The following is an 18,851-nucleotide window of genomic DNA, read 5'->3' as shown; positions in this document are numbered from 1 at the left end:
GAAGTGATTTGTGTTTGTCAGGTGTCTACACGGTTTCAGCTCTGTACCGCATTGCTTTGCTCAGGAATTTTACCGGATATAAGATCTATCACAAAATCCAGCTGATCGTCATTCGGGTACGAAATACTTCCCGGATAGCTCTCTATACTTTTATCAAGATAAGTGAGGATTTTTTCACTTACCTGTGAGTTTTCTTCACCTACAAGATTTTGGAAAATTTTTATGCAGGCATCAAGGTTTTCATCATAAACGCCGTCAACATATTCGTCGGGTAAATGATTCATAACGGCAAAACGCTGCTCCAGAGCCAGAATCGCATCATGGTCTCCACCGTCGCAAATAAGCGGAAGCTGTTGGACGGTAAGGGGAAGATAACCTTCGGGCAATTTGAATTCTTCAGGCTTATTAGCTATAACGTAATCCGGCTGAATACCCACGGTATTATAATCCTCTCCGTTGGGACCGTAGCCCTTTATTGTGGTTACGGCAAAGGAAGAATTGTCTTCCAGCGCATGAATTACCTGTCCTACCTGCTTGCCGTAGGTCTTTGTGCCCACAACTGTCGCGTTTGCCAGCGTTTTGAGTGAAATGGTCATGGCTTCTGACGCGCTGGCGGTATTTTCATTTACCATAACGTAAATCTTTTCAAAAGAATAACCGTCTTTGTCGGAATCGTACTTCATGAAGTACGGGTCGTACTTGGTTTCAAATGTGAAAAGATTGTGTTCTTGGGTGATGAGAGTGTCGGTGACGTTCATGGCATAATCAATTACTCCGCCGGGATTGTCACGTAAGTCTATGATGATATTCTTGTAACCCATTTCATAGGTTTGCTTGACCGCTTGCTCAAAAAGCCCTTCCAAAGTAGAGGAGCTGAAAGCGGTTATGTCAAATTTTGCTGTGGAGTATTGCGGATAAAAGGAGGTCATCAGCTCACTTGACGGGATGCTTTTTTTGTGCAGTGTAAACTCAATAAGTGAGTTATCGCGCTCAAGTGTCAGTGTGCAGTCATCCGTGTCGCCGTAAGAGGATAACAGTGTGGTGAGTGCATTGAGAGTGAGATTTTCCACCTTTATGCCATTAACCGAAATTACCTTGTCATGAGGCTGTATTCCTGCCTGCGCGGCAGGGGAGTCGGCATAAACTTCTTCGATATAAAGCCCTTCACCGGTTAAAGAATATTTATTGCGTTTGGTGTCGTAAATCACAATACCGTATCCGGTGTAGTGAGGATCCTCAAAGGGTGAAGAAAGCACCGGAGGCACATAGTAGCTGAACTTATCCAGTGCACGGAACATAAGCAGATAAATATAATCTATGTTGTTGTGAGGAAGACGCAGCAGACATCCGTCGGTTATTGTCTGATAAAGCTCTTCACGGGTAATGCCGAAGTAATAACTTTGGGATATGATATCGGTTATTCTGCTGAACTTTTTGGATTGTGCACCGTGGCTTGAGCCGCTCAGCCAATCAAGTCCGTCAAGAAATTCACTTACCGTAGTATCACTGGTGACAGACATTTGGCGGAGCTGTGCTCCGATGGCAAATGCGTGTGTTGCCAGTGTCACCGCAATAAGTGCGAATACACACGCAATTCTGAGCTTTCTCATTGTTTCCTCCGTTTTTACAGTATATCTATATTGAATTCGTTATGCTCCGTAAGACTTCCACCGACATTTATGGTATACGCAATACCCAGTGTTCCGCCGGACGGTGAAATGGTGTTTTTCAACTCTCGGGTGGTAACCAGAAAAGGCTCATCACCGTTGGGACATATGTAATTCTTGTCTTTTTCAAATACGAGATTGAGCGAATTTGCTCCGCTTCGCGACATGGTTACCACTCCGCTGTCAGCAATGAAAAACTGAGTTACAGCGCCTTTCATTCCCGTCAATTCGCTTTCTTCGTATGTAATTGAAATTCCGCCGTTCTGTTCTTCCATTACACCGCAAGTGGTAAACTCCACCTGTGGTGTGCCGGGCGGATCGCTTAAGCCCGACATAATGGCTTCAAGAAATGAATCGGCGGATTCTTCTTCATCTTCGGAAGGCATAACATCAAATAATCCTTCGTCGATATTATTGTGCCAGATTTCTTTAATACGAATGTTGATATCCTTTTTCATAACTTCCTGTGATTAATGCTTCTGTTTCATTGCAAACTCTATAAGTCGTGTGATAAGCTCGGTGTAGCCTACTCCTACGGCCGACATCAGCTGGGGATACATGCTGATTTTTGTAAAGCCGGGTAATGTATTGACTTCATTGAAAACGATTTGTTCCCCTCTGAGGAAAAAATCACATCTGGAAAATCCTCTGCACTCCAGAAAACGGAAAATTTCCACAGCGGTCTTTTTCAGCTTTTCTGAAATATCATGAGGAATATCTGCGGGTATAACAGTGGAGGAAACACCGTTTTTGTATTTGTCGTCATAGTCGTAAAAATCACTTCCGGGTTTTACCTCGCCGCATTCCGAAACCATAAGCTCGTAGCTGCCGTCTTTTTCAGTTTCAAGAATCGCCAGCTCTATTTCTCTTCCGTCTATGAATTCTTCAGCAATTATTTTTACATCATACATTGCGGCTTTGGTAAAGGCTTCTCTCAGCTCTTCACGGTTGTACGCCTTTGAAACACCTACCGATGAGCCGGTATTCGCCGGCTTTACAAATATGGGAAATTCAAATTTGGTGCAAGTCTTGTCAAGCACATTTTCCATATCGGATTCCAACTCGGATTTGTAGAATATAAGCCAGTCTGCCTGGACTACGTTCTTTGAATCCAAAATTACCTTCGTTATAGCTTTATCCATACACACTGCACTGGAAGCAGTTCTGCAACCGACATACGGAATGTGTGAAAGCTCCAGTATGCCCTGAAGAACTCCGTCCTCACCGGTTGTACCGTGTATTATGGGGATAATGCAGTCCAGCTTCAACACGGAATAAGAGCTGTTCTTTTTATCCAGTATGAAAAGTCCGCCCGTAATACTGCAGGGGCTCAGAACCGCGGGAATAAATTTTGCGTCAGACGGCTTGTTGGCCAACTGTGCGTTGTCAATATACTCCACGGGACCCTCATACACGTACCATACACCGTTCTTGTCTATCCATATTTTTGTGACGTCATACTTTTGATTGTCGATATTTCTGATGATAGACGCGGCGGAGGCACAGGATACCTCATGCTCACTTGACTCTCCGCCAAAAATAAGCCCGATATTAAGCTTGTTCATTTATGATGCTCCAATCGCAAGAAAAAATTTGCTTTCGCGTTATCAGTATATTAGAATTATAAAACTTTTGCCAAAAAGTCTTTAAGACGCGGATGAGAGGGATTTGAAAACAGTTCGGCGGGCGTATTTTCCTCGATTATTCTGCCCTCATCCATAAACATCACTCTGGTGCCCACCTCGCGTGCAAAGCCCATTTCGTGTGTTACCACCACCATGGTCATGCCGTCCGAGGCAAGCTCCTTCATGAGATCAAGAACTTCGCCTACCATTTCGGGGTCGAGTGCAGATGTAGGCTCGTCAAACAGCATAACAGCGGGATTCATCGCAAGAGAACGCGCAATAGCAATTCTCTGCTTCTGACCGCCGGAAAGCTGGTTGGGATATGCGTTAGCTTTGTCGGGAAGTCCTACACGCTCCAGAAGCTGCATTGCATGTGCCTCGGCATCAGCCTTGGACTTCTTTAACAGCTTAATCGGTGCAAGGGTTATGTTTTCCATTATGGAAAGGTGAGGAAAAAGGTTGAAGTGTTGAAAAACCATTCCCATTTTCATTCTCAGCTTGTTTATATCGCTTTTCGGGGAAGTGATAAGCTTGTCCTCAAAATATATCTCACCGGATGTAGGCTCTTCAAGACGGTTGAGACAGCGCAGAAGCGTGGATTTTCCTGAGCCGGAGGGACCGATGATAACAACCTTTTCGCCTTTTTGAATGTGTGTGTTTACATCTTTTAATACTTTGATTTCGCCTTTTTCCCCGAAATCCTTGTAAAGATTTTTAACGGTTATCACCTTTGCGCAGCCTCCTTTCGAGTATTGCAACGCACTTGGAAAGACCAAGCACCAATACAAGATATATAAGTGCCACTGCTATAAGCGGCATGTAGTTCGAGTAAGTGATGGAGCGTATCTTAAGACCGCCCAGTGTCAGGTCGGCAACACCGATGTAAAATGCAACCGAGGATTCCTTAAGAAGTGTGATGAACTCGTTTGCAAGAGAGGGCAGAACCGCCTTGAATGCCTGTGGGATGATAATGTAAAGCATGGTCTGCATGTAAGTGAAGCCCAGACTACGTCCTGCCTCGGTCTGACCGTTGTCAATAGACATTATACCGCCGCGGACGATTTCGGAAACGTATGCACCCGAGTTGAGTCCGAAGCAGATGACCGCCGCGGGAAACTTTTCAACTCCGATGGGAAGAAGTATTACGAAATATACAATAAGAAGCTGTACCATAATAGGTGTGCCTCTCATTATGGAAAGGTAAAGCTTGCATATTGCAGACAGGAACCTGAGCTTGCCGGTTTTCTGATTGGTGCAACGGATAACTGCTACGATAAAACCGATAATTATACCGATAAGAACAGCCAATGCGGTTATCTGTAATGTTGTAAGAAGACCATTTGCAAGGTAAGTCCACTGGTTGTTGACAATAAAGTTTCTGTGGAAATCGTACTTGAAGGTGTTCCATGCCTTGATAATGCCGATGCTGGTGTCAGGCTTGCGGCTGTCGTAGTTGTTGAGCGCCACACAGTCCTTTATTCCGGTACGCAATGTATTTTTGTTGGCAATGGATATTTCTTCGCCGTCTACCGATACGGTATCGGCATTATTTATAATTTCTTTTGCATCCAGAAGACCGCCGAATATAGTGTTTATAATGTCGTCGGACAGATACAGCTCAAACACGTTTTCCCGGACTTCGTATATATACAGCGTGATTTCTCCGCTTTTTTTCTCTGCCAGTGAAAGATCGCCGATCATGTCCTCAGCCACAAGCAGTTTTACCTTTGTGGCATTTGTCTTTTTACCCTCGGCATCGTTGGTCATATTGAATTGATATGCCGCAAGGACATATCGATCTATGTTTTCTCGCACCACTTTTTCTACATCGTAGGTGGAGTAGGTGCAATCCAAAATAATATCTTTTTCATTACCGCTGTCTACCGAATTTACGGTAACAAATGAACCTTCAGCGATAAATTTTGCACCCGTCGCCACATTTGATGGCAGGGAGCAGAGAGTATCGTTTACTATTTTCTGTGCTTCGTCAACCGAAAGAACGCGTGAAACGCTTCCGGATATATTTTGCGCAATAATAACCGCTGCGATGAATATTGCCACAGCAAGTACACATATTCCGACGGAAATTAAAAGTCGTTTTTTGTTTTTCACTTTGAACTTCTCCATATGTTGCGAACGGGAAAGGCTAGCTTTCCCGTTCACCAGTTATTAAATTTTGAAACCTATTATTTGATGTACTTTGCTACGATGGTATCGATGGTGCCGTCGGCAATAAGCTCATCAATTGCAGTGTTAAGAGCATTGAGAAGCTCGGTGTTTTCCTTAGCTACGCAGATAGCATAGTCTTCTTCCGCATAAGCGGTTTCGAGGATAACGAGACCTTCGTTTGCGGCAACAAGTGCCTTTGCAGGCTCGTTGTCGATGATAACGCAGTCAACGGAACCGCCGGCGAGCGCCAGAACAGCTTCGTTACCGTTGGAGTACTGTACAACATTTTCTGCACCGAAATCGTCGGTGGAGTAGATATCACCGGTGGTACCCAGCTGAACACCAACCTTGTAAGCGGCGCCTTCAGCGTAGAGATCATCAACGGAAGCAATGGGAGAACCTTCCTTTACGATGATGGACTGTACACCGGAAGCATAGCTGGAGGTGAAGTTAACACTTTCAAGTCTTTCTTCGGTAACAGTCATACCTGCCATACCGAAGTCAACAGAGCCTTCAAGAACTGCAGTGAGGATGGTGTCGAACTGCATATCTGCGATCTGGAGAGTTTTGCCCAGCTTTGCGGCAATCGCTTCTGCGATTTCTGCATCAATACCTACGATCTTTTCGCCTTCGTAGAATTCGTAAGGCTTGAAGTATGCGTTGGTAGCCATGATGATAACATTGTCATCCTCTGCGGTATCTGCAGGAGCCTGTTCGTCCTCAACGGGGGTCTGGTCGCCTTCAACAGCTTCCTTGTTGTCCTCAACGGGAGCCTGAGTGTCATCGGCGTTTGCGTCAACATTCTGCTGATCCTCAACAGGAGCGGGTGCTTCGGGCTGGCACGCAACCAGTGCGAAGGACATAACGAGTGCGAGTACGAGTATGAGCGCTGAAATCTTTGTTTTCATAGTCAAAATCCTTTCATATAAATATATTTAGGTTTCGATATATAATACTACATAACGGCAAAAAAATCAATACCTTTTTGAATTTTTATGCAAAATGCCCAGTTTTTTATTTTTTACCGATGAGATTTGCAGTGTCTTGTGCTATGAGAAGCTCTTCGTTGGTAGGTATAACAAAAACTCTTACGGCAGAATTTTTATCGGATATGTCCACATTATCGGATTGTAAAACCGTTTTCGCGTTAAGCTCCTTATCAAGCTTTATCCCGAAGAAATCCATGTTTTCACACACCTTTTCTCGCAACAAAGAACGGTTTTCGCCTATTCCCGCGGTAAATACCACCGCATCAGCACCGTTCAGTGCGCCAATGTAGGAGCCGATAAGCTTTTTAATCTGGTAAACAAGTATATTCATTGCCAGCTTCGCCTGTTTGTTACCCTCCAGCATGGCACTTTCTAAGTCGCGACAGTCGCTTGACAGCTCGCTTACGCCCATAAGACCGCAGTTTTTGTTAAGATAGTTGTTCATGTCGGAAGGGGACATGTTAAGCTTTTCGCACATGAATGTGACGATGGCGGGATCGATGCTTCCGCATCTGCTTCCCATTATAAGACCGTCCAGCGGAGTGAAGCCCATTGAGGTGTCAATTACTTTACCGCCTTTTACAGCGGAAATCGAAGATCCGTTACCCAGATGGCAAGTGATTATTCTTGTGTCCTCTGCGGGCTTGTCAAGCATTTTGAGCGCTTGTGCGGTTACATAGCGGTGGGAAGTGCCGTGAAAACCGTAGCGCCGTATTTTGTATTTTTCAGCAAGCGCTGATGGAATGGGGTAAGTGTAGGCGTGCGGAGGCATTGTGGCATGAAAGGCCGTATCGAAAACCAATACCTGAGGTGTGTCGGGCATTACCTCAAGACATCCGCGTATTCCCATAAGATGTGCCGCCGTGTGCAGAGGGGCAATATCCAGACATTTTTCAAGCTTATTTATAACCTCATCGTCCACACGTACCGACTGCGAAAAATATGCACCGCCGTGCACGATTCTGTGCCCCACCGCACCTATTTCGTTCATGGATTTTATGCATGTGGAGGTGAGCGTCTGAACCAGTATTTTTGTTGCCTGTGCGTGATTGGGCATATCGATGTTTTTTGTGTAGGTGTCTTTGCCCGGCATTTTGTGGGTGATAATGCCGTCAATACCGATTCTTTCACAGTTTCCTTTTGCGATGAGACGGGAGGTTTCGGAATCCAACAGTTGATACTTCAGTGACGAGCTTCCTGCGTTGATAACAAGTACTAACATTTTTTACCTCTTTACTTTATTGCGGAACTTAACCGCTGTTTTTCAGTCTACATTTACAGCTTTAAATTATATAATATTTTGGCGGATTTGTCAAGGCGTGTGAATATTTACATTTGAACGTTGATTAAAGTTGCAATGTGTGATAAAATAAGAAACACTGAAAAGAGGTAATGGATATGAAAAAAATTCTGGTATCGGTACTGCTTTGCGCAGTGCTGGTTTTTACCGCCTATGCTGCGGATAAAAATGAAATAGCGGAAAAATGGAAGCAGTTAAAGCCCTCGTTTTTCGACCTTCAGCCATACGAGGAAAAGCCGGTAAGCGGCGAGGGCTGGACAGCCGGAAGACTCAAGCCCGGCTTTGTTGCTGATGGGGTGAATTATCTTAATTTCTGCCGTTTTGTTGCAGGACTCGACGAGGTTTCGTATAATGCCGAGCAGTATGATGAGATGCAGAAAGCGGCGCTTCTTTACAGTGCTGCGGTGTTTTCGGACGCTGAAAGCATTCCGCCGTATATGAATGAGGATTTTTACCGACAAGGCTATAATGCACTGAAAAAATCTCTTACCTCATTTGGCTTTGACACACTTGATCTTTCTGTGTCCGGACTGATAAACAGCCGTGCACGGAATATGCAAACTGTCTTGCCGCGCACAATTCTTCTTTCTCCCGCACTTGAAACGGTAAGCTTCGGTTTTTTTGACGGTTATGCTGCCGTAAGCACAAAGGAAGCTGAAGAAGTGCACGATTACGACTATGTGGCTTGGCCGGCATCGGGTGATTTCCCCGATACGCTTCTTAAGGAAAATATTCCCTGGAGCATAACACTTGATCCGAAAAAGTATTCCGTCCCCGTGCTTGAAGAGTTGGTTATCCGCCTTGATAACGTTAAGACCGATAAAACGATAGAGCTGACAGGCAAGGGCGAGTATAGCTATTATAATAGTGATGACGTGTACGTCGGTGTAAATCCCGACACATACACCGTGATTTTTAAGCCGCTTGCTCAGGATGCGGAGATATGGTCAAAGTTCTCGGAATACGGCATACATGTTACGGTGTTCGGTATAAAAACTGCCGACGGACAGGAAACTTCCATTCAGTACACCGTAAATATTTTTAATCTTGATGATGTCATACTCGGCGGATATTCCGATGCAAAATCCGTGGCAGCCCATCACAAAAACGCTGTTGCCGATATGACCGCCTCCGGAATTTTTGTGGGCTATCCGGACGGAACCTTCCGCCCGCATGATGAGATAACACGTGCCGAGTTTACAGTGACACTCCTTCGCTATCTCGGTATACAGCCCTCACAGAACGAAGAGGTTGTTTTCAGCGATGTAACCGCCGACCACTGGGCAAAAGGTTATATTGATAAGGCGGCGGAAATTGGTGCCGTCAACGGTACTGATCCGGGCATATTTTCCCCCGATGAAACGGTTACCGCAGAGCAGGCAATGAAAATAGTAACAATAGTCAAGGACTTTACGCATAACATGAATGTTGAGGCGAGCGGCGGGTATCCTCTTGCGTACTACAATCTGGGATACGAATTGGGTCTCTTGGACTTCGTGGATGACGGCGAAGCATTTGACTATCCGCTTAAGCGTTCCGATACTGCCAGAATACTGTATAACACATCTTCCATTACAAAATTCTGGGTAGAAAAAACTCTTGACCGTACGGTCATATGGCATCGAGACCGAAGCGGAAAGGGCTATGGATATTATTCTTTTGTGAAATTCGGCGCGAATAACTGATATTGATGTGAGCAGCACGACAATGCAAAAAGCATTGCCGTGCTTTTTGCTGTATTTTTGACTTTTTTGTTGATAAATTCACGTAAAGTATTGACTTGATATAATTTATATGGTAGAATTGACTTGAAATAATATTGAGTTTATCTCAATAATGAAATGTATCAAAAGGAGAACAATAAAATGGCTGAGGAAAAGACATTGGTTGAGACCCTGAAGGATAATCGTATTAGAATTGGTGCGTATACACCTGTTGTTCATTCGGACGAAGAACACATCAAGGCACTGGCAGATGCAGGCGTTGATTTTGCTGTGCTTAACCTTGATATTATTCCCGAGGAAAAGCAAAATGATGTTTTCAAATGGCTTGCAAAATACGGAATAGAGGCTACTGTCAGAAAAGGAAGTCTCATGAAGTACTATGAAAAGGCGGGCTTGCTGGATCTTGACAAAAAGGACGAGATGTTCTTCAAGGATGAACCGTCTTTTGTTGCATATACATACGTTGACGAACCGGGAACAGAGCATTTTGAGGTGCTTGGGAAAGAGGTTGAGGCTTTCAAAAAAGCTTTTCCGGGTAAGAGAGCGTATATAAATCTCCTTCCTATGTATGCAAATTCCGCACAGCTTACCGGCGGTGCATGGAAGGCGCCTATTGAATATTATGAACAGCCTTCTACCGATTTTCAGCAGTATCTTGATGAGTATGTTGAAAAAATAGATACCGACTATATCTGTACCGATATATATCCCTGCCGCAAAGCACCCGATCCGGCGTGCCCCGAAAAGTTTCCTGCCGAGTACATAAAAACCACATACCCCAAGTATGTCAGAAGTATAGAAATAGTTGCAGATGTATGCCGCGCATCCAACCGTGATTTCTGGGTATGCATACAGACTTGCAGCTGGAGCAGAGGTATACGCGAGCCCGACGGCGCCGAGCTTCGCTGGCAGGCATATACCATGCTTTCATACGGCGCAAAAACACTGCTGTATTATATCTTTGCTACCCGTACCTCTCACAGCGGATGTGTATTGAATGTGCGCGGAGAAAAGACAAAGCTCTATTTTGCATCCCAGCGTTTGTGCAACGGTCTTAAAAAGCTTTCCGATGTCTATGTGCAGTACAAGAACCTGGGTGCATTCAATTTGAATTCCACCCCCGAGACAACTCCTTATCTTGAAATGGAAAATCCTTATCCCGCATCTGATTTCAAAGCAATTTCCGAAATCAAGTGCGAAACACCTCTTCTTGTGGGCTGTTTTGAAAAGAAAGAGGGTAGCGGAAGCGCGTTTACTCTTGTTAATATGCAGGATTGGCAGAACCCCAAAACCGCAAGCGTAAAAGCCAAAATTAACGGAAATGTCACCATGTACCGTGACGGTGTACCCACAAAATGTACCTCATGCGACGGCTGGTATGAATTCACCCTTGTTCAGGGCGACGGTATATTTGTAACAGTGGATTGAAAGGAGAATAATAATGTCCGGAGAAAAAACCGCAGTTGAACTGCTGAAAAAAGACCGTATCCGCATAGGTGCCTGGACACCTACTCTTCATTTTGATGAAGAGCACATCAAGGCTGTGGCGGAAGCAGGTATAGACTATGCAATACTTGTGGTAGACGGTATAAAAGAAGAAATCCGCGGCGATGTCTTCAAATGGCTGGCAAAGTACGGCATTGAAGCATGCGTTCACCAGGAATCTCTTAAGAAGTATTATAACAAAGCGGGATATTTCAATGCAGAAGCCGCCGACGAGGTATGGTTCAAGGACGAGCCTGCGTTTACTTATTTCCTGTTTGTTGATGAGCCCGGAACAGAACACTTTGACGTTATAGGACAGGAAGTTGAAAGATTTGAAAAAATGTTCCCCGGCAAAAAGGCATACGTAAATCTTCTTCCAATGTACGCTAACTCCGCACAGCTTACCGGCGGTGCGTGGAAGGCACCTATCGAGTACTTTGAAACCCCCACCACCGACTATCAGCAGTATCTCGATGAATATGTTCAAAAGGTAAAGACTGACTACATTTGCGTAGATATTTACCCTTGTCACCGAAAGCCCGATCCGTCATGTCCCGAAATGTTTCCTGCGGAGTTTGTGAAGACCACTTATAAGGATTATGTGAAAAACATTGAAATAGTGGCAAAAACCTGCCGCGAGACAGGACGCGACTTCTGGTGTTATATTCAGACCTGCTCCTGGAGCAGAAGTGTGCGCGACCCTGATGAGGCAGATCTGCGCTGGCAGATATATACTATGCTGTCTTTCGGCGTAAAGAATATTCTTTATTATACCTTTGCCCCCAACGGTGCCAAGACAGGCTGTTCTTTTGATGTGCGCGGCGACAAGACCAAGCTCTATTTTGCTTCCAAGCGTGCCTGCAATGGTCTGCACAAGCTTTCCGATGTTTTTGTTACATACAAAAATATCGGTGCGTTTAACGTAAATTCCTCTCCCGAAACTACTCCTTATCTTGAGATGCATGAGCCGCTGAAGAGCTTTGATACAATAACCTATATTCAGTGTAATACACCTCTTCTGGTTGGTTGTTTTGAAAAGAAGGAGGGAAAGGGCACAGCATTCACTCTTGTTAATATGCAGGATATGCAGAACCCCGAAACGTCTGTTATAAAAGCAAAAATTGACGGCGATGTAACCGTGTATTACGACGGAGTCCCCGAAAAGCGCACACCCGGTGTTGACGGATTTTATGAGTTTACCCTTGTTCAGGGCGACGGTGTGTTTGTAACAGTGGATTAAAGGCATATTATGATGAGAATAAATATAATAATCCACTACGAAAACGGGGACAAATTTTATAAATTATGGGCACATGACGAAAGAAATGTGGATTTCGAGAATGATGCTTTTTGTGCCGCGAGATGCACCGTGTGCTTTGCCGCCGAAGAATTGTGCAATCATCTGGGGCAAATGGGATATGAGGTGAATGTCACCAATAAAAAAGGCAACGGAATAAACATAATCCTGAGTGAAAACGGTATGAGCGGTGAAGAATTTGATATCACCCGCGACGGCAACGATATATGCCTTGTCGGCAACGGACGCATCGGAACACTTTATGCGGCATATGAGCTTTTGGAAGCTCAGGGGATAAGATGGTATTCGCAGGATGAAACCTATATTCCCGAAAGCACCGGATTTGTATTCCCTGAGTGCAGGCACTATAAGTACGACATGCCCAACGGCAGAGGTTTTCATTTTGAACAGCTTTCAAAGGAATCTGTAAAGTTTATTATGTGGATGGCGCACAATCGCCTTAACACACATCTTTGCCATGCGAATTCCAAAAAGCTTCAGCAAAAGCTGGGCTTTGTATTCCAGAACGGCGGACATGTATTTACAGATATGCTTAACCCCTACAATATAACCGCTGACGGAAGAACATATCTTGAGGCACATAAAGATTGGTATGGCAAAAGGGACGGCGAGATAACTTACAAAAATGCACAGCACGTCCAGTTTTGTGCTACAAACGAGGGATTGCTTGAGGAACTGGGAAAAATCTTTGTCGACAAACTAAAAAATGAGTGGAAGGACGCGGATGCCTGTGAGATGGCAGGCTTTGATACCTGGGGGGCAAGCTGTAACTGTGAAAAATGCAGAGCATTAGGCAACGGTGCCGATATGACGTTGTACTACGCTTCTGCTGTACGTGACAGCATAAACCGTGCGTATGAAAGCGGGGAGCTTAAAAGAAAGGTTAAACTCAAGGTAAGTGCATATGAGGGTACGGACAGTATGCAGCCACCGCGTAATCCTGTGCCGCAGAATCTTATTGATGCAGGCGATTTCCTTATATATTCCCCCATACTCAGATGTTACGCCCATGACTTTGATGATGAAAGCTGTGGCCGCAATGCAGGCTATAAGCGTGCACTCGAGGGATGGCTGAAAACGGGCATTGATGTAGAGGTCAATGAATATTATAACGTTTCCAAGCATGAGGATCTGCCACTTCTTTTCACAAAAAGACTTAAAAATGATTTGAAATATTACATCAGAAGCGGTGTTAAAGCTAACATCTACATGCACGTCCCCATGGCTGAATGGGGTGTACGTACGCTGACGCAGTATCTGTATGCCGCAATCACAAGAAATGTTGATTGTAATGTAGATGCGCAGGTTGATAAATATTTTTCCGATTTGTTCGGTGATAATGCGGCTGAGGCGAAAAAGTGTTACGAAATGGTGGAAAGTGCAAGCGAAACCGTCTATTCCTGGCGCGGGTGGGGAAATACCATACTTACCCGTCTTATAGGCTGGGATGGTAAAAAGCCTGACGGAAATGTCGGCAAAGGAACCCATCTGGACGGCATAGAGGAGCAGGACGGAAAAAGAGCGCTCGGTTTACTCGAAAAGGCACTTGACGGACTTGGCAGAATCAAGAAAAAAGAGCTTTCAAAGCTTAGTACAGATATGTTCGACGGAATCGCAAATGCAGTCAATCCAATCGAACTGCGAAAGCTGATGGCAGGACCGCAGGTCATTTCAAAGCTCGACGAGGATATAAGAGGTTTGATATACGGCAGGGACGTATATGAATTCATGCTCCTTTGCGTTGAGTACTACAATGCACTCCGTGATGATAAAAATACGGATGCACTGTTTGAAAGAATGGCTGTGCTTGCCGATAAGCTGTCAGGCTATACCGTCGGTGCAATTCCCGAAGCCTATGAGCCGGGTGTTGTACTGCCGGATGCTTTTAAACGTTCACAGCTAAAAACGCTGTATTATAAAATTGTTGCAAACAGAAACGGAGAAAAGAAAAATGGCTGAAAAAACACTTGTTGAGACCCTTAAGGATAACCGTATACGCACAGGTGCGATGCTGGCAACACTTCACTATGATGAGGCGCATGTAAAAGCACTTGCCGAAGCAGGAATTGACATACTCACCATTAATGTTGACCATATTCCCACCGATAAGCGTGAAGAATTCCTCGATTTACTTGCCAAGTACGGTATTGAAGCAATAGCTCATGCCGACAGCACCGATAAGCACTTTATGGGCGCACATATGTTTGACAAGGAAAAAAACGATAATCTGTGGTTTAAGGACAAGCCCGCATTTACCACTTACATGTTTGTCGACGAACCGGGCACCGTTCATTATGACGAATTGAGAAAATCAGTGGATGATTTCAGAGCACTGCATCCGGGCAAGCGTCCGTACATCAACCTTTTGCCAATGTATGCAAACGCACGCCAGCTGGCCGGAGGTGCATGGATGGCACCCATTGAGTATTTTGATACCGCGGCGGCTACATATCAGGAATATGTTGATCAATACGTTGAAAAGCTTGATACGGATTATATCTGCGTTGATATTTACCCTTGCATGAGAGAGCCTCATCCAAAATATCCGGAAATGTTCCCTGCAGAATATACTCCTACCTACTATAAGGATTATGTGAAGAACATCGAAATCGTTGCGAATGCCTGCCGGGATTCGGGACGTGACTTCTGGGTATATATCCAGACCTGTTCCTGGGGAAGCTGGGTACGCGAGCCCAATGAGGCTGAAATAAGATGGCAGGCATACACTATGCTGTCTTTCGGTGCCAAGACTATTCTTTACTATATCTTTGCTACTTGTACATCTCATACAGGATGTGCCTTTGACGTGCGCGGAGACAAGACAAAAATTTATTTTGCCATTCAGCGCATGGCACAGGGACTTCATAAGCTGTCTGATTTGTATGTATCTTATAAATACGTGGGAGCATTCAATGTAAACTCTACTCCCGAAGCTACTCCTTATCTTGAAATGTACAATCCGTATAAAGAATTCAAGGCAATTACCGACCTTACCTGTGATACACCTCTTCTGGTCGGATGCTTTGAAAAGAAAGAGGGAAAGGGCAACGCCTTTACTCTCGTTAATCAGCAGGACTGGAAAGAACCCAAGGGCTCTGTAATCACCTTTAAGGCTCAGGGCAAGGTAACCCTTTACTACGATGGCGAACCTCAGGAGCTTACACCCGTAAACGGCGTGTACACCGTAAAGCTTGAACAGGGCGACGGTGTATTTGTAACTGTTGATTGATGTGTTAAATATATGATAAAATGCGGTGCTGATTTTTCAGCACCGCATTTTTTATTTTTCAAGTGATATTGAATAATCCTTTTTATATCCGTGTCCGCCGAATATCTGCCATTTTCCCGTACCAAGACGCTGTAAAACAGCATTACGCTCCAAAGCGGAAAGCTCCTTTTTTGTATCCACCGAAGTGAGAAGTATTGGCGCGTATTGGTTGTATTGTGCTTGCTCGGGTGTAAGCCCTCTCACATTTATATATATATCACCTGTGAATGCAACGTGATTTGCATAATCAATGAGCACTATTTCGCCTTGAAGATGTCCGCCTGCACCTTCATATACTTCAAAGTGCATATCACCAAAATTGAAAAATCCCGTTTGCACAAGCGGTTCTTTCTGGTCTGTGCGTCCGCCCCACAACACTTCAATTTTGTCGGGGGAGGGAGGCATGTATCCTGTGAGTATTTTGCAGATGTTTACATACGGTCTGTGAAGCGGATTTTCTTCACGAAGGCTGTTTTCGCCCTCGTACTCCGCTGTCAGACATTCCATTGTTTTGTAACTGGTTATTATGCGGTCAAAAATCGGCAGAAGTCCGCAGTGATCCACATCGGCGTGTGTTACCAGAACGGTTTTCTTCATGGTGTCGTATTCGGGAAGCGCTTTTCGGAATATTTCTTCCATCTCATTTCGATAGCAGGCATATCCGCTGTCAACAAACAGTACTTCGTTTTCATGCTTGATAATAGCGGTATTGCTTCCGCAGGGCGGCTCTATCAGAATAAGCTCGGTTTGGGCAGTAAGAGAGTGCGTGGTTATTCTGGGAATGAAATTGTCATTTTTGTATGCCATGAGAAGATGGGCAAATTTTCCGATACTGTCGAATGTTTTGTAAGGCGAAAGTCCCTGCTCGTCCAAAGTCTGCATGGCAAGGTTGGTGTTTATCATGAGCCGCTGTTTCATATCTGCGGTGAGCATAAGATCTTTTGCGATGCTCTCCACAAAGGAATTATAAAATATGCTGTTATCGTACACCTTTTCGGAGTGATTGTAATCTATTATGCGTGCCTGGCACAGCTTTTCGGCTTCTGCAAGAAATTCCGATATCTTTTCCGCATCTTCTACATAAAGCCCCATTTTGAAAAGCTGGTAATCCGTTCCGTTTTCCTGAGAGCTTATATATGAAATGTTGAAATCAAATTCGTTTATAAGAGACAGTATATTTGTTACGCTTCCGGGTCGGTCTTCCAATCTGAATTCAAGCAGCACAACACCGGGAGATTTTTTATCATTCTGTTGAAGATACCCAAAGTCCGAAAGTATTTCATCTGCCCTTTCGAGCTGTTCCGGTGTGCCGTCTGCATCGATGAAAAGTGTGTGAACATCAACTGCTTTGTTGTAGCTTACACGTGTTATATTTATGCCAAGCTCCGCAAAACATTTGCTGGCTTTCAGAAATGAGCCGATATGATCCGGCATATTGGTAATATAAGTCTTTTTCAAAATATCCCTCGTTTCGTAAGTGAAATTACACAGAGGCGCCATTTACAGTGCCTCTGTGTAACAAATAAATCTTATTCTTCCGTTTTTGGGAGATTAAGTGCGATGGAAAGCTCATCCAGAGATTTCTGGGGGACCTCGGAGGGACAGTCGGTCATAAGCTCCGAAGCATTCTGGACCTTGGGGAAAGCAATTACATCGCGTATTGCATCGGTACCAAGCAGTAATCCAACCAGACGGTCAAAGCCGTAAGCAAGACCTGCATGAGGAGGCACACCGTATTTGAAGGCTTCCAGCAGATAGCCGAACTTGATTTCGCTTTCTTCCTTTGAAAGTCCGATGGCTTCAAATACCTTGTTCTGAACCTCAGGGGTGTGGATACGTACCGAGCCGCCTCCTGCTTCGCTTCCGTTGATAATGATGTCGTAAGCCTTGGAGTAAACCTTGGCAGGGTCGCTTAAGAGATACCGGACATCCTCATCGCGGGGGGCGGTAAAGGGGTGGTGGGTAGCAACATAGCGGTCTTCCTCTTCGTCATACTCAAACATGGGGAAGTCTGTTACCCACAAAAGCTTGTAATCGTTGGGGTCAATAATGTTCATGCGCTTTGCAACCTCACAGCGCAAAGCACCCAGAGCCGCGCAAACAACCTTTGTCTTGTCGGCAACGATGAATATAATATCGCCGCTTTCAAAGCCCATTGCATCGTAAATTGCTTTGTTTTCTTCTTCAGTAATGAACTTCGCGTAGGAAGAAGAAATTTCTCCGTTGTTGTTTTTTGTCCATGCAAGTCCCTTGGCTTTGTACTGGGTCTTGACAAAATCCGTAAGATTGTCAATTTCTTTACGTGTAAATGTGCCGCCACCCTTTACGTTGATGGCGCGTACTTTTCCGCCGTTCTGAATTGTGTCGGCAAATACCTTGAAGCCGCAGTCCTTAAGGATGTCGGTAAGCTCAACTATTTCAAAACCGAAACGCAAATCGGGTTTGTCACAGCCGTATTTAAGCATAGCCTCGTCATAAGGCATACGCATGAGAGGAAGCTGAATGTCGATGCCCTTGTATTCCTTAAAAAGATGCTTGAGGAAACGCTCGTTTATCTCAATTACGTCTTCCTGGTCAACAAAAGACATCTCGATATCTATCTGTGTGAACTCGGGCTGACGGTCTGCACGCAGGTCCTCGTCGCGGAAGCAGCGTGCTATCTGGAAGTAACGGTCAAAGCCGGATACCATGAGAAGCTGTTTGTAAAGCTGAGGAGACTGGGGGAGCGCATAGAAAGATCCGGGATGAACACGGCTTGGAACAAGGTAGTCACGTGCACCCTCCGGGGTGGATTTTACAAGAATAGGGGTTTCTACGTCAATAAAACCGTTGTCCGCAAAGAAGTTACGTACGATGGTGCCGATTTTGCTTCTCGCAATTATCTTGCTTTGCAGCTCGGGACGGCGCAGGTCAAGATAGCGGTGCTTAAGTCTTAATTCATCGCGTGCATTGGAGTTGTCAACTATTTCAAAAGGAGGTGTCTGCGCTGCGGTGATTATTTCAAGCTTTGTAACCGCGATTTCCACAAGACCTGTGGGAATGTTGTGATTCTTGGCGTTTTCACCGCGGGAACGAACTGTACCCGTTGCACAGAGAACGTATTCCGAACGGGCGGTAAATGCCTTTTCAAAGTCGTCTTTGCTGCTGTTTTCATCAAATGCGAGCTGTACTATGCCGGTGCGGTCTCTCAGATCAATGAATATGAGCGCACCCAGATCGCGCTGACGCTGTACCCATCCGCATACCTTTACCTGCTGACCGATGTGTTCTTCTCGCAGTTCTCCGCAGTATATTGTTCTGTACATG

At 44.9% G+C, this 18,851-nt stretch carries 14 protein-coding genes; 5 read left to right on the top strand and 9 right to left on the bottom strand.

Going from position 1 to position 18,851, the window contains the following annotated elements; all coding sequences use genetic code 11:
* Positions 1-35: 35 nt before the first annotated feature.
* From E7588_04835 to E7588_04805, 7 genes are all read right to left on the bottom strand, one after another.
* Complete coding sequence (locus tag E7588_04835; GenBank protein MBE6688590.1) at positions 36-1,610, bottom strand: PDZ domain-containing protein; 1,575 nt, start codon at positions 1,608-1,610, stop codon at positions 36-38.
* A 14-nt stretch (positions 1,611-1,624) separates the two neighbouring features.
* Positions 1,625-2,125, bottom strand: coding sequence for a DUF1934 domain-containing protein (locus E7588_04830; GenBank protein MBE6688589.1), 501 nt, complete (start codon positions 2,123-2,125; stop codon positions 1,625-1,627).
* 12 nt (positions 2,126-2,137) lie between these two features.
* Positions 2,138-3,232, bottom strand: coding sequence for a D-alanine--D-alanine ligase (locus tag E7588_04825; GenBank protein MBE6688588.1), 1,095 nt, complete (start codon positions 3,230-3,232; stop codon positions 2,138-2,140).
* Positions 3,233-3,288: 56 nt separating this feature from the next.
* On the bottom strand, positions 3,289-4,020 hold the full coding sequence (locus E7588_04820; protein ID MBE6688587.1) for an amino acid ABC transporter ATP-binding protein: 732 nt from the start codon (positions 4,018-4,020) through the stop codon (positions 3,289-3,291).
* Positions 4,007-4,993: an amino acid ABC transporter permease gene (locus E7588_04815; protein ID MBE6688586.1), complete on the bottom strand. Its 987-nt coding sequence runs from the start codon at positions 4,991-4,993 to the stop codon at positions 4,007-4,009. Before E7588_04815 ends, E7588_04820 begins: the two co-directional genes overlap by 14 nt.
* Positions 4,994-5,478: 485 nt before the next feature.
* Positions 5,479-6,369 carry an amino acid ABC transporter substrate-binding protein gene (locus tag E7588_04810; GenBank protein ID MBE6688585.1) on the bottom strand — a complete coding sequence of 297 codons (891 nt, stop codon included), beginning with the start codon at positions 6,367-6,369 and terminating at the stop codon, positions 5,479-5,481.
* A gap of 106 nt (positions 6,370-6,475) precedes the next feature.
* Positions 6,476-7,672, bottom strand: coding sequence for an acetate kinase (locus E7588_04805; GenBank protein MBE6688584.1), 1,197 nt, complete (start codon positions 7,670-7,672; stop codon positions 6,476-6,478).
* 170 nt (positions 7,673-7,842) lie between these two features.
* On the opposite strand from E7588_04805, the gene E7588_04800 reads away from it, so the two are divergent.
* From E7588_04800 to E7588_04780, 5 genes are all read left to right on the top strand, one after another.
* The gene (locus E7588_04800; GenBank protein MBE6688583.1) at positions 7,843-9,435 is read left to right on the top strand and encodes an S-layer homology domain-containing protein; all 1,593 of its coding nucleotides are present in this window, start codon (positions 7,843-7,845) and stop codon (positions 9,433-9,435) included.
* A 180-nt stretch (positions 9,436-9,615) separates the two neighbouring features.
* Positions 9,616-10,902, top strand: coding sequence for a radical SAM protein (locus tag E7588_04795; GenBank protein ID MBE6688582.1), 1,287 nt, complete (start codon positions 9,616-9,618; stop codon positions 10,900-10,902).
* Between the two features lie 13 nt (positions 10,903-10,915).
* Complete coding sequence (locus E7588_04790) at positions 10,916-12,199, top strand: hypothetical protein (GenBank protein MBE6688581.1); 1,284 nt, start codon at positions 10,916-10,918, stop codon at positions 12,197-12,199.
* Between the two features lie 9 nt (positions 12,200-12,208).
* Positions 12,209-14,236, top strand: a complete 2,028-nt coding sequence (locus tag E7588_04785) for a DUF4838 domain-containing protein (protein ID MBE6688580.1) — start codon at positions 12,209-12,211, stop codon at positions 14,234-14,236.
* Positions 14,229-15,506 carry a hypothetical protein gene (locus E7588_04780; GenBank protein MBE6688579.1) on the top strand — a complete coding sequence of 426 codons (1,278 nt, stop codon included), beginning with the start codon at positions 14,229-14,231 and terminating at the stop codon, positions 15,504-15,506. The genes E7588_04785 and E7588_04780 overlap by 8 nt, the downstream gene beginning before the upstream one ends.
* A gap of 51 nt (positions 15,507-15,557) precedes the next feature.
* On the opposite strand, the gene E7588_04775 is transcribed toward E7588_04780, so the two are convergent.
* Positions 15,558-17,003 (bottom strand): MBL fold metallo-hydrolase, encoded by a 1,446-nt coding sequence (locus E7588_04775; protein ID MBE6688578.1) that lies wholly within the window; start codon positions 17,001-17,003, stop codon positions 15,558-15,560.
* 71 nt (positions 17,004-17,074) lie between these two features.
* Positions 17,075-18,850, bottom strand: a complete 1,776-nt coding sequence (gene aspS, locus E7588_04770) for an aspartate--tRNA ligase (protein MBE6688577.1) — start codon at positions 18,848-18,850, stop codon at positions 17,075-17,077.
* Between the last annotated feature and the right edge of the window lies 1 nt (position 18,851).

The organism is Oscillospiraceae bacterium (assembly GCA_015065085.1).
Taxonomy (GTDB): Bacteria; Bacillota; Clostridia; order Oscillospirales; family SIG627; genus SIG627.
This window is presented reverse-complemented; position numbering and strand designations above follow the sequence as displayed.